Source organism: Sulfuricurvum sp. (genome assembly GCF_049587615.1).
Classification (GTDB): domain Bacteria; phylum Campylobacterota; class Campylobacteria; order Campylobacterales; family Sulfurimonadaceae; genus Sulfuricurvum.
This window is the reverse complement of record NZ_JBAVEF010000020.1, coordinates 1-12371: the sequence shown is the minus strand read 5'-3', so window position 1 is coordinate 12371 and position 12371 is coordinate 1. Positions and strand designations below refer to the sequence as shown.

Here is a 12371-nt window from a genome sequence, read left to right as displayed (position 1 = left end):
TCTTAACCTATTTTTGTCCCGGTCAAAAAGAGATAATCTTTTCCGGTCAGAGTCACTCGAAACTTTTTTTGCTGTAAATATTTTTTGCAGTAGTAGATATCTTTTACCAGGATTGACATCTCCGAATAGGGATAATTCGGAGCCTTCGCTCCGTAGATCATCTCACCCCCCATCCAGCGGCAGTTTGGAAATCCTACAATCATCGCCCCCTCGTGAGTGAGATAGTTTTGGACCAAGGATGCGAAAAGCGATTTGAACTCCAAGCTGCTGCTTTGCAATGTCCCGATCGTGATGATGAGGTCAAAACGATCCAGATTCAAAGAGGTGAGATCGTTGATGTCGTGAACGTAAAAGGCGGCATTCCCCTCATCAAACCGTTCACGGGCGACGCTGATCGCACTTTCGGAGTGGTCTATCCCGACGAGTTCGAGATTAGCATACGTTTCCGTCGGTAAAATACGGCGGATCAGATCGAACTCATCCCCCGTATTGATCCCCAGATTGAGAATCCGTTTTCTCTCCCCGACCTTGACGCTTCGCAAGGCGCGTAGATAGGCGCTCAAAAATGCCGGTTCTTCGTTTTTGTGGATGGAAGCAAATCGGGAAGCCGTTCCGTATTTCTCCTCTTTGGCTATGCTCGCGTGAAACGAGTCGCTCAGGTTGAGTTTTTCATAGGTGATGAGGATGGTATACTCGGAGGCCGGTTTTGGGGTAAGGAGGCGGCAAAAGAGCAGTTCGCCAAGATCGCTCCATGCTTTGTAGCTGCGGTAGAGATAGCTGTTTTCTTCGATGGATATAACCTCTCCGGCATAAGCCCCGCGTGCGATATCAGGGTTGAGGACTGCAAACGTTACGGTATCGGATTCTTTGAGGGTGTTATGTACCCATGCTAGGATATCGGTGAGGGGTTCAGAGGTGAAGGTTTTCATCATTCGCTAGAGGCCAATCCTATTTCGTTTAGAATCTCTTGTGTTTCATTGTAGTATACAAGAGCTTTATCCTCCTTTATCTGGGGGTAAGCAGCTTATCTCCCCCTGTCGAGCATGGTTGAAACTGTTTATGATAATAATTAACCAATAAAGCAATATAATGAATGCCAATGTTTATCGGTATTTGCAGGAGATCCTAATGACAAGAAAAAAAACGACCAAGACTCCGGCAACACAGGTACCTCATATCAACTTTCCGATTGTCGGTATCGGTGCATCCGCGGGGGGATTGGCCGCTTTTGAAGCTTTTTTTTCGAGTATGCCGAGCGAAGGCAACCCTGATATTGCTTTTGTATTGGTACAGCATCTTGCCCCTGAGCATACCAGTCTACTTGCTGATCTCATCCAAAAATATACCAAAATGGAGGTATTTGAGGTTAAAGATGGCGTTGTCGTCCGCCCTAACTGCGTTTATATTATCCCTCCCGGTTTTGATATGGCACTTTTAAACGGTACGCTTCAGCTGCTAGAACCGACAAAATCACACGGTCATCGTATGGCGATTGATTTCTTTTTCTCCTCATTAGCTCAGGATCAACGGGAACACTCCATTGGAATTATCCTCACCGGTACCGGCAGTGACGGAACGCAAGGTCTGCGTGCCATAAAGAGCGAAGGAGGTATGGTCATGGTTCAAGAGCCGACTTCCGCTGAATATGACGGTATGCCGCGTAGTGCCGTTGCTACGGGATTGGTTGATTATGAACTCCCATTATCAGAGATGCCATCACAGCTCATGAACTATGTCACGCATCTCCTCGGAAATCCAAATTCTTCTGTGCTGCCTGAACAAGAGAAAGAGAGAGAAAGTGCATTAAAAAAAATATTTATTCTGCTGCGTACCCATACGGGTCACGATTTCTCCCAATACAAACCGAGTACTATTTATCGACGCGTTGAACGTCGTATGGTGGTTCATAAGATTGAAACCATTCATAAATATGTTCAGTTTCTGCAACAAAAACCGGTTGAGATAGAGGAACTTTTTCGTGATCTTTTGATCGGTGTGACCAAGTTTTTTCGAGATCCAGAGACATTTGCGATTCTAAAGGAGAGGATTATCCCCAAGCTCTTTGAGGATAAACCGGCAGGATCGACGATACGGGTTTGGTCGAGCGGATGTTCGAGCGGTGAAGAGGCATACTCTATCGCTATTTTGCTGTATGAGTATCTAGAAGAGAGTAAACAACACTATACGGTGCAGGTATTTGCGACCGATATTGATGCTCATGCGATAGCGATTGCACGCGCAGGGGTCTACCCATTGAGTATTGCCACCTCTGTATCTAAGCAAAGGCTAAAGCAGTTTTTTACCCTAGAGCCCGATGGCAGCACCTACCGAATTCATAAAAGTATTCGAGATTTATTGATATTTTCAGAACATGATCTGATTAAGGACCCTCCCTTTTCCAAACTCGATTTGATCAGTTGCCGCAATCTCATGATTTATATGAGTGCAGAGCTTCAAAAGAAGATTATACCCATGTTCCATTATGCATTAAATCCTAATGGAATCTTATTTTTAGGTTCATCCGAGAGTATCGGTGAGTCGAGCGATCTTTTTTCCACATTGGATTTAAAGTCAAAACTCTACATGCGAAATGACCATATCACTGGCAACAAATATAAGAATTCCAATACGTATTTACTCCCTGTAAAGGAAATACACAGTACGTTTCCCGAAAGGGCTATGAAGTCACTATCACCCAAAAAACTACCGTTGCGGGAGTTGACCGAGCAGGCTCTTTTACAGCAACTAGCCCCCTTCGCAGCCCTTATCAATGAAATGGGAGATATCCTCTATCTCCACGGTCGTAGCGGAGCGTATTTGGAACTGCCCTCCGGTGAATCGAGTACCAACAATATTCTGTTAATGGCGCGGGAAGGGTTGCGACGTGATTTGACCATAGCATTGCATAACGCTATCGCAACCAAAGAAATCGTCCGCTCATTGGGGCTGAAGATTAAAATGAACGCCCATTTCATTATTGTTAATCTCACCATTCGTCCTGTCGCAACCGGTTTGAATACGTTAGAAGATGCCTATTTGTATCTTGTAATCTTGGAAGAAGCCTCTTTGTTGGATTCCGAACAAGCAAAGCAGGGTGTTTTGCGCGCCTTTGCGGAATCAGACACCCCCGATGCAAACGCACATCTCTACATAGCGGCCCTTAAACAAGAGCTGTTGTCCAAAGAGGAGTACATCAACATTGCCAAAGAGAAAATGGAGAGCGCAAACGAAAAGCTAAAATCATCCAATGAACAGATGCAATCGGTGAACGAAGAGCTGCAATCTGCCAACGAAGAGCTGGAAACGTCCAAAGAGGAGTTACAATCGACGAATGAAGAGCTCTCTACCGTGAATGCTGAACTCCAGACCAAAGTAGCAGACTTATCGCAAGCCAACAATGATATGAACAATCTCCTCGCCGGTACAGGGGTGGGGACCGTCTTTGTCGATCATCAGTTACGAATTCTCCGTTTTACTTCCGAAGCACGGAAGATTATCAATCTTATTCCCGGGGATGAGGGGAGACCGGTGGCTCATCTGGTATCCAATCTCGTGGGCTATACCCATATGGTCAGCGATGTTCAGTCGGTATTAAATACCCTCGTACCCAAAGAGGTGGATGTACAAACGACCTCAGGGCGCTGGTACGCTATGCGTATTTTTCCCTACCGAACCCTCGATAACGTCATAGAAGGGGCGGTATTGACGTTTATGGATATTACAGAAATTGCACAAACACGTGAAGAACTGGTAAGAGCCAATGAAGCCCTTCGACTGGCTGTCGTGGTACGCGATGCCAACGATGCGATCACGGTTCAGGATCTCAACGGCCGTATCCTCGCATGGAATCCGGGTGCTGTCCGTATGTATGGCTGGAGCGAGGCGGAGGCATTGGCGATGAACACAGGGGATCGGATACCGCAAGAACTCCGTGAAGAAGCATTACACAAAGTGCATCAGCTTAGTCTCTCTGAAATTTTGGAGCCGTATCATACCCAACGGATCACAAAAAGCGGAGAGGTGATAGAGATTTGGTTGACCGCCACGGCGCTGGTAAATGAATTCGGAAAAGTGTATGCGATTGCCACGACCGAGAGGACCAAAAAATCGGTCAATGATTCAAAAATGGGGGAAGGTAATGTACAGACGACGTAAAAACGACTCACATGTAAAACCTACTTTACGCGATCTGGCCGAAAAGATCGTTCGAGAAACGGAAAAAGAGTCGAGGGAAAGTCTGGATGCACTTTCTTATGATGAAATTCGCCATATCCTCCATGAACTGCATGTCTACCAAATCGAGCTGGAGATGCAAAATGAAGAGTTACGTAAAACAGAAGAAGCTCTGGACTATGAGCGAAAGCATTATTTTGAACTGTATGATCTGGCACCGGTAGGATATTGCACTCTCAATGAGCAAGGGATAATTATTCAAGCGAATCTCACCTCCGCCGCGTTACTAGGATTGTCTCATCATGCGTTAGTGAATCAATCCATTGCTCGTTTTATCCTTAAAGAAGATCAGGATATCTATTATTTTTACCGCAAAAAAATCATTGAGACGGGTGAGTATCCTTCCTGTGAGTTGCGAATGCTCAAAGATGACGGGACACAATTTTGGGCACATTTATCGGCAAGCAGACATAAAATTACCGGTTCTGTCCTTGAGATTTATCTCATCATCAGCGATATTAGTGAGTACAAAAGATTGGAAGAGCAATTACGGCTTAAAGAGGAGATCGTATATTCTCAATCACGACAATCAGCGATAGGGGAGATGATGTCGATGATTGCTCATCAGTGGCGGCAACCGCTCAATAACTTAGCCCTTTTAAATCAGGACAACTACGTCAGAATGAAACTCGGGAGACTGGATGAAGAGAGTTTTGATTACTCCCACGCTATGATCGATAAAAATTTGCAGTTTATGTCCAAAACCATCGATGATTTTCGAAACTTTTTTAGACCCGATCAAATAAAAGAGCAAACAACGATTGAAAAGGTTTTGGAAAGTACCCTCGCGATGATCGGTACCAGTTTAAAAAACAATACGATTGACATAATTCGCCAAAGCAGCAGTGAAACAGAATTAATGATCCACAAAAATTCGCTCATCCATGTATTACTCAATATCCTCAGTAATGCAAAAGATGCTTTTGAGATCAATAACACCCCCCAAGCTACCGTGATGATCAGTGTCGATGAAACCCTCAAAGAGATCAAAATCAGTGTTTGTGATAACGCAGGAGGGATTTCTGAATCGATTTTAGATCAACTGGCACAACCTTATTTTACGACCAAAGGCGTTTCGGGTACAGGTCTTGGTCTCTATATCTCCCGTACCATTATCGAAAAATATTTTTTCGGAACGCTCCACTGGAATAATAATACCTCCAACGGCGCATGTTTTGTCATTACTTTGGATAAAGACCATGTCAAATCTTAATAATAGGGCTAAAAAACTCCCGAAAAACTCCCAACAGAAACTTCGCCAACATGCCGAAAAGATTCTTATTAAAAAAGCAGAACCCCCACTAGAACCTTTATCCCTTGAAGAGACCCAAAAAATTCTCCATGAGTTGCGTGTACATCAAATCGAACTGGAGATGCAAAATGATGAGTTGACCCGTGCTCAAATCGTCATGACAGCACTTCAAGAAGATTATAGGGATCTTTATGACTTTGCACCGGTTGGGTATTGCACCCTAAATCCTAAAGGGGTCATTGTCCAAGCCAATACGACGGCAGCTTCATTGCTGGGGGTGACTCGAAATACATTGCTTCAGCAGAGTATTTCCAAATTTATCCTAAAAGAAGATCAAGATGTTTTTTATCTATTCCGTAAAAAAACGGTGAATTCACAAGTTCAGCAGAGCTGTGAGCTACGCATGCACCATCTTGATGGAAGGCTGCTTTGGATGCACCTTTCTGCGACATCAACTACCTCCTCCTTTCGATTGGTATTAAGCGATATTACGCGCATCAAAGAGTATCAGAGGAAACTCGAACATATTGCCTATTATGATGTTCTAACGAAGCTTCCAAACCGTACGCTATTCGCCGATCGCCTCCACCAAGCGATGAAACAAGCCCTTCGCCACACTCAACCGCTCGCTATCATTTATCTTGATCTGGATGGATTCAAGCGAATTAATGATGCTCACGGCCATGATGTCGGAGATCAGTTTCTTATTCGTATCTCTGAACATATCCAAGAGACGATGCGTGAGGGGGATACGCTTGCTCGAATCGGTGGCGATGAGTTTGTCGTCGTTTTACCGGATCTTGCATCGATTAAAGAGTGTATCCCTACGCTGGACCGTTTACTGAAGGCTGCATCGAAAGAAGTTTATATCGATGAACTGGTATTAAACGTCTCTGCCAGTCTTGGTATTACCTTTTACCCGCAATCCGAGGCGGTAGATGCCGATCAGCTGTTACGTCAAGCCGATTATGCTATGTATCAAGCCAAGCTAGCGGGAAAGAATCGCTACTTTGTATTTGACACGGCTCAAAACGGTATTATTCGAGAACTTTATGAAATAATTGCACGTATTCAAAAAGGGATGGATACACATGAATTTATCCTCTATTACCAACCAAAAGTCAATATGCGCACCGGAGAAATTATCGGAGTAGAAGCGCTTATTCGCTGGCTGCATCCAGAAAAAGGGATTATAAATCCTTTGGATTTTCTTCCAAAAATTGAAGATCATCCCCTTATCGTAGAAATAGGTGAATGGGTAATCGATACGGTACTCACCCAGATGGAAGAGTGGCATGTGATTGGACTTGATTTTCCGGTCAGTGTGAATATCAGTGCCAAACAACTCCAGCAAAATAATTTTTTGGAAAGACTTCGAGAGATTCTCTCTCGCCATATGGATATTTCACCTTCGAAGTTAGAGTTCGAGGTACTGGAAACCAGCAAACTTGAAGACCTTATTCGAATCTCTGATATTATTAAAGCGTGTTCGGTTCTTGGGATACACTTTGCCCTCGATGATTTCGGAACGGGGTATTCCTCTCTGACGTATCTCAAACATCTGCCTGTCTCCGTTCTTAAAATAGATCAAAGTTTTATCCGCGGAATGCTTGATAATCCCGACGACCTTAGTATTTTAAAAGGGGTGATCGGTTTGGCATCCGCATTTCATCGTCAAGTTATCGCTGAGGGGGTAGAAACCATCGAACACGGTAAAATTCTTATGGAAATGGGATGTGATTTAGCACAGGGGTATGCAATTTCCCCTCCTATCCCTGCAAATCAGGTGTTACATTGGTCACACGTATGGAAATCCGATCCTGTATGGAGAGATTAAAATCCCTACACTGTTCGTATTAACTATATTGGTGCTATAATATTATTAATCGATCAGTGTATCTCATAGAAACTGCTTTTGTAGCAGCCTAAATTTGCCTGATTGATTTTTACCTCACGTTTACCTATCCCTTCCTATCCCCTTTTTTTGCAGCTTATTTTGCCTAGGACAATCCAATACCTTTGCAATACATAATCATAAATTGTTGTTAAATATTTAAGTTTATGATTGCATTGAGCATTTAATATGTTATAGTATTATTAATGATTAGGTATGCATAGAACACAAAGGGAGGGATGGTGTTCGATGATTGTAGTAAATCCAATCCAAATGGTGTCATAAAGATACTGGCTAGAACGGTATATTGGAATGAGTAGCTCTCTGGATAGGAATTAGACAACGTAAAGGAGGTAGTATGAATTTTAATAAAATCAACTTTCAAAAAAAGAGTCATCCAAAGAGGATGAATATTGCGATGGCAGCAGCTGTTTTATTAGCTACGGCTGTTCCTTTGTTTGCATCGGAAACGGATGATCGCATCGAATCGTCGTTTAAAAAAAGTTATGTCTATAAAACGTACCTCAAAGATGAACATATTGTGATTAACTCCAAAGACGGAGCCGTTACTTTATCCGGTGATGTGCTGGACGAATCGCATAAACCGATGGCACAGGATACGGTTGAAGCGTTGCCTGGGGTCAAAAGTGTCGAGAATAATATCGTCATCAAAAACGATAAGTCTGATACGTGGCTTAAGATGAAAGTACAAAGCGCACTTGTATTTCACAGCAATGTCAATGCCCGTAAAACAGAAGTATCGGTAAAAAATGGAGTGGTTACCCTCAAAGGTAAAGCCAATAGCCAAGCCCAAAAAGAACTTACCGCTGAATACGCCAGAGACGTCGAAGGGGTAAAAGGGGTAAAGAACGAAATGACAATAGCAAAAGCTGATGATACTATCGGTGAAAAAATTGATGATGCTTCGATCACTGCTCAGGTAAAAATGACATTGATGATGCACAAATCTACGGGGGTTATCCGAACCAGCGTTACTACGAACAATGGGGTAGTCACAGTGAGCGGTCAAGCTAAAAATGATGCTGAACGCGATTTGGTTACCAAGCTTGCCGAAGATGTTGGCGGTGTTACTCATGTTGTCAATAACATGACCATTGAATAATACACAAAAGGGCTCAAATATGTTGTGGACAATAGTGGTAATTCTATTGGTTTTATGGGCATTAGGCTTGGTCACCAGTTACACATTGGGTGGATTTATCCATCTGTTGCTCGTGGTAGCCATTATTGTTGTTCTGATCCGAGTGATTCAGGGACGACGCGTGCTCTGATGAGCAAAATAAGGAAAATAGTATGAGCGATAAAGCACTGTATCAACAAAAAAAAGAGGCAGAGATTGCGATCTGGAAATCAGAGATTGTTAAACTCAAAGCGAAAGCTTCTCTGGCAAGTGCCGATGCACAGATCGAAATGAACAAACATATTGATGCGCTTGAAAAGAAAATCGATGAGGGAAAAACAAAGCTTTCCGATTTGATCAAAGCGACCGATGAAATGTACGAATCGATGAAAACCAATGTGGAATCAGTATGGGATTCCGTAAAAACAGCGTTCAATGACGCCGCTTCAAAAATCAAAAGTTAGAGGAAGACCAAAGGGTATTTTTCATAAAAATGCCCTGATCTGAAGCTCGATCTTAATAAGTAGTCTCTACTTAACAGTAAAGGAAAAGTTATGTACATGTCAAAAATGATTTTATCATTCGTAGTGAGTATCACATTGTTCGCTCAAGTTTCATGGGCTCAAATGGCTTCAACAGAAGCAGTGTTCGAACAACCTGTATCGGTTTCAACACACGAAAAAGTGAGTCAATTTGTTGCACGTGAGGATGTTGCTAAAACATTTGAAAATATGGGAGTTGATCCTAAAATGGTTGAACAAAGAATTGCTTTGATGAGCGATGAAGAGGTATCAAAAATCTCTTCTCAAATCGATACATTGCCGGCTGGTGGTGATGCTCTTGGCGCGATTATCGGTGCTGCTATTCTTATTTTCATTGTTTTATTGATCACCGATGTTCTCGGATTTACAAAAGTATTTGGCTTCACCCGCGCAGCACGTTAATCTCATGATGCACTACTGCCGTATAGTATTGTATACAACCGTTGCCATCATTATGGCAACGGGATGCGTCCCTAAAGATCCGTTTCCTCCGGAGCAGCATTACGCATCATCGAGTATCAATGTCCCTTTTATCCCTCCCCGTTCAGAGCTGTGCGGTTCAACATCTATTGAGATGGTGGCTTCGTATTGGCAATCGCAAACGAATTTTTCTCCAAAACTCTCCACACAAGAACTGGATGCTCGTACCCTTATTCCGGCAAAAGGGGGGACATTGCAAATAGAGATGGTTATCGCTGCGCGATCTAATGGTTTGATTGCGTATCCGTTAGATGCGACATATGAAGCACTGTTTTCAGAACTCTACGCTCATCATCCCGTTATTGTGTTGGTAAATCGCGGTTTTTCATGGCATCCGCTTTGGCATTATGCACCGGTGATCGGATACGATGAGGAAAAACGAAGCATAGTAGCCCATTTTTCGGATCAGCCGAACGAAGCACTCTCGATTGGAACCTTTTCGGCACTGTGGAAACGAAGTGGAAACTGGGGAGTTGTCCTTCTTCCGCCGGAAGAGCTTCCAGCATCGGTTTCACCAAAAACATTTTTGCGCGCGGTATATGAGTTTGAGAAATCAGGGAATGCAGAGGAAGTTATTGTGGCCTATCAAAGCGGACTGAGACGCTGGCCGGATAATCCGGATCTTCTTTTTGCGTTGGCCAATGCCTCTTATAACGCGTCACGTTGGATTGAGGCAGAGGAAAACTATCGTAAGCTTTTAGCTCTAAATCCATCACATCCTCTTGCGTTGAATAATTTGGCAATGGTTTTATGTCGTTCTCACAGATCAGACGAAGCATTAATATTGCTCGATAAGGTTGTGAGTGATGATATTAAAATACAATCGATTATCAAAGCCACCCGTGAAGAGATTCTCTCGGGCTGTATTCCATTGCCAAAAAAATAAGAGGGTATTGCATTAAGAGCATTTCAAGATCAAATAAGCCGTATTTTTGTTAAACTGAGTGATAGTAGGCAAATGAGACAGTACTAAAACTGTGTCCAAGGTTCTGACCATTGGTGTATGTGTATTTTACATGCTTCGCTGATAAATCGCTCCCCCTCATCGGGCGGTGAAACAAAACAAAATTCTTCATCATTCAGACGAAATCGCAATGCATAGGCATGCAGATACCCCCGTTCCTCTTTGCGCGCTTCATCGGATGCCGCATAGCGCTCATCTCCCGCGATGGGGGAGCCGAGGCTTTTTAACGCAACTCGGATTTGGTGGGTTTTTCCCGTATGGGGTTTGATCAGGAAAAACCGCTCATGGGTGCGCAGGGCACAGCTTACAAACTGGGTGATGGCGGGGTTCTCCATGGTGGATAGGAGCTTGTAGTCCCCCCGGCGCGCTTTGGACATGTCCCCCTTGATCCATCCCTGCTTTTTTTTCGGTTTGCGTATGCTGATGGCGAGGTAGTATTTCTCGATTGCACGCGTTTCGAACATCTCTCCGAACCGGGCGGCAGTTTCGGCGTCCTTGGCCAGGATCACGAGCCCGGAGGTCATTTTATCGAGGCGATGGACGGGGAAGAGGGAAATTCCCAGTTGTTCGCTTGACCGGACGACGAACCCTGCTTCCTCTTCGGAGTGGAAATTGACCCCCTCAGATTTGACGGCAACGACGAAACGGTCGTTTTCATGGACGATACGGATGGCAGGATGATGCGTTTCCAAACGGGTGTTCGCTCCGAAAATAGTATGTCTAATTGTACCGACATTAACATACAGTTCGTATTGCGTCGCGCAAAAGTGCTACAATGATATTAGGTTTCCTAATACAATGTTAAATACTCAAAAGGGGGCGATCATGGTTGATTATGGAATGCACGGATGGGCTATGGGGTTTTTCTGGCTGATTCCCATCGGGTTGTTTCTGGTATTTGTCTATCTTTTCAAAGGGAATAAGCCTTCACCGTCGGCCAGAGAGATTCTGGACCGTCGGTATGCCAAAGGGGAAATCGACACCCAAGAGTACCGCGAGCGGCTGAGGGAACTCGGTTACAAGCACGAGGGAGAGGACGATTAATCCGTAAGGGAGAAAAGATGCCAAAAGACATTGTCTGCGGGATGGACGTCTCTGATTCCACCCCCTACCAAGCGGAAGCGGATGGAGAACATTACTATTTTTGTTCCGAATCGTGCCGTATGAAATTTACCGACCACCCCGAAAACTATCTGCACAGTTCTCCACACCCTGCCGAATGCCCCGATAACAGTTGCACCCTCGACCATACGATCTATACCTGTCCCATGCATCCCGAAATCGAGCAGGAAGGTCCCGGATCGTGCTCCAAATGCGGCATGGCACTCGAACCCAAAGAGGTGAGCCTTGCGGAGGGGAATGACGAGACGGACGATCTGACGCGTCGCTTGTGGGTGAGCGCTTTATTGGCGAGCGCAGTGTTCATCAGCGCGATGGGATCGGAAATGTGGCCGGAGGCGTTCGAGAGAATCATCGATCCGAAACTCCGTCAGTGGTGTGAACTGATCCTCTCGGCACCCGTCGTGTGGTGGGGCGGGTGGAGCTTCTTTACCCGCGGTGTGCAGTCGCTCCGCACCCGCAATTTCAACATGTTCACCCTCATTTCGATGGGGATCGGCACGGCATGGATTTACAGCGCCGTAGCGGTGATCTTCCCCGGTATCTTCCCTCCCCACATGCAGATGCACGGGGTGATCCCGGTCTATTTCGAAGCCGCGGCGGTGATTACGGCGCTGGTGCTGCTCGGACAGGTGCTCGAAGCGCGCGCCCGCAGCCGCACCAACGAGGCGATCCGATTGTTGCTCGCTCTGGCACCGACGACGGCCCGGATCGTCCGGGACGGGGGGAGCGAAGAAGAGATCGAT

Annotated in this window: 12 protein-coding genes; 10 read left to right on the top strand and 2 right to left on the bottom strand. The window is 44.8% G+C overall.

From position 1 onward, the window contains the following. Positions 1 to 2: 2 nt before the first annotated feature. Positions 3 to 929 carry a class I SAM-dependent methyltransferase gene (locus WB308_RS03595; protein ID WP_424189076.1) on the bottom strand — a complete coding sequence of 309 codons (927 nt, stop codon included), beginning with the start codon at positions 927 to 929 and terminating at the stop codon, positions 3 to 5. 199 nt (positions 930 to 1128) lie between these two features. On the opposite strand from WB308_RS03595, the gene WB308_RS03590 reads away from it, so the two are divergent. The 8 genes from WB308_RS03590 (at position 1129) to WB308_RS03555 (ending at position 10428) form a co-directional block, all read left to right on the top strand. Continuing rightward, complete coding sequence (locus WB308_RS03590; RefSeq protein ID WP_424189074.1) at positions 1129 to 4155, top strand: chemotaxis protein CheB; 3027 nt, start codon at positions 1129 to 1131, stop codon at positions 4153 to 4155. Next, positions 4115 to 5446: a sensor histidine kinase gene (locus tag WB308_RS03585; RefSeq protein WP_424189072.1), complete on the top strand. Its 1332-nt coding sequence runs from the start codon at positions 4115 to 4117 to the stop codon at positions 5444 to 5446. Before WB308_RS03590 ends, WB308_RS03585 begins: the two co-directional genes overlap by 41 nt. Then, on the top strand, positions 5433 to 7322 hold the full coding sequence (locus tag WB308_RS03580; RefSeq protein WP_424189070.1) for a putative bifunctional diguanylate cyclase/phosphodiesterase: 1890 nt from the start codon (positions 5433 to 5435) through the stop codon (positions 7320 to 7322). Before WB308_RS03585 ends, WB308_RS03580 begins: the two co-directional genes overlap by 14 nt. A gap of 415 nt (positions 7323 to 7737) precedes the next feature. Then, the gene (locus WB308_RS03575; protein WP_424189068.1) at positions 7738 to 8502 is read left to right on the top strand and encodes a BON domain-containing protein; all 765 of its coding nucleotides are present in this window, start codon (positions 7738 to 7740) and stop codon (positions 8500 to 8502) included. Positions 8503 to 8521: 19 nt separating this feature from the next. Beyond that, a complete protein-coding gene (locus WB308_RS03570; RefSeq protein ID WP_424189066.1) occupies positions 8522 to 8671 on the top strand; it encodes a lmo0937 family membrane protein in 150 nt (49 codons plus the stop codon). Positions 8672 to 8693: 22 nt separating this feature from the next. After that, positions 8694 to 8984 (top strand): hypothetical protein, encoded by a 291-nt coding sequence (locus tag WB308_RS03565; RefSeq protein ID WP_424189064.1) that lies wholly within the window; start codon positions 8694 to 8696, stop codon positions 8982 to 8984. 96 nt (positions 8985 to 9080) lie between these two features. Then, on the top strand, positions 9081 to 9464 hold the full coding sequence (locus WB308_RS03560) for a PA2779 family protein (protein ID WP_424189062.1): 384 nt from the start codon (positions 9081 to 9083) through the stop codon (positions 9462 to 9464). After that, positions 9439 to 10428: a PA2778 family cysteine peptidase gene (locus WB308_RS03555; protein ID WP_424189060.1), complete on the top strand. Its 990-nt coding sequence runs from the start codon at positions 9439 to 9441 to the stop codon at positions 10426 to 10428. The genes WB308_RS03560 and WB308_RS03555 overlap by 26 nt, the downstream gene beginning before the upstream one ends. An 83-nt stretch (positions 10429 to 10511) precedes the next feature. Here the strand turns inward: WB308_RS03555 and WB308_RS03550 are convergent, their stop codons facing one another. After that, positions 10512 to 11198 (bottom strand): TIGR01621 family pseudouridine synthase, encoded by a 687-nt coding sequence (locus tag WB308_RS03550; protein ID WP_424189058.1) that lies wholly within the window; start codon positions 11196 to 11198, stop codon positions 10512 to 10514. 133 nt (positions 11199 to 11331) lie between these two features. Between WB308_RS03550 and WB308_RS03545 the strand changes: the two genes are divergently transcribed. Both WB308_RS03545 and WB308_RS03540 read left to right on the top strand, forming a co-directional pair. Then, positions 11332 to 11550 carry an SHOCT domain-containing protein gene (locus WB308_RS03545; RefSeq protein WP_424189056.1) on the top strand — a complete coding sequence of 73 codons (219 nt, stop codon included), beginning with the start codon at positions 11332 to 11334 and terminating at the stop codon, positions 11548 to 11550. Between the two features lie 17 nt (positions 11551 to 11567). Then, positions 11568 to 12371 (top strand): YHS domain-containing protein (locus WB308_RS03540; protein ID WP_424189054.1); only part of this gene is annotated, 804 nt, incomplete at its 3' end.

What these genes read in the sequence shown, in the direction of transcription:
- WB308_RS03580 (WP_424189070.1), top strand. Translation starts at nt 5,433, where the DNA reads ATGTCAAATCTTAATAATAGGGCTAAAAAACTCCCGAAAAACTCCCAA.
- WB308_RS03565 (WP_424189064.1), top strand. Translation starts at nt 8,694, where the DNA reads ATGAGCGATAAAGCACTGTATCAACAAAAAAAAGAGGCAGAGATTGCG.
- WB308_RS03570 (WP_424189066.1), top strand. Translation starts at nt 8,522, where the DNA reads ATGTTGTGGACAATAGTGGTAATTCTATTGGTTTTATGGGCATTAGGC.
- WB308_RS03585 (WP_424189072.1), top strand. Translation starts at nt 4,115, where the DNA reads ATGATTCAAAAATGGGGGAAGGTAATGTACAGACGACGTAAAAACGAC.
- WB308_RS03545 (WP_424189056.1), top strand. Translation starts at nt 11,332, where the DNA reads ATGGTTGATTATGGAATGCACGGATGGGCTATGGGGTTTTTCTGGCTG.
- WB308_RS03590 (WP_424189074.1), top strand. Translation starts at nt 1,129, where the DNA reads ATGACAAGAAAAAAAACGACCAAGACTCCGGCAACACAGGTACCTCAT.
- WB308_RS03595 (WP_424189076.1), bottom strand. Translation starts at nt 929, where the DNA reads ATGAAAACCTTCACCTCTGAACCCCTCACCGATATCCTAGCATGGGTA.
- WB308_RS03575 (WP_424189068.1), top strand. Translation starts at nt 7,738, where the DNA reads ATGAATTTTAATAAAATCAACTTTCAAAAAAAGAGTCATCCAAAGAGG.
- WB308_RS03560 (WP_424189062.1), top strand. Translation starts at nt 9,081, where the DNA reads ATGTCAAAAATGATTTTATCATTCGTAGTGAGTATCACATTGTTCGCT.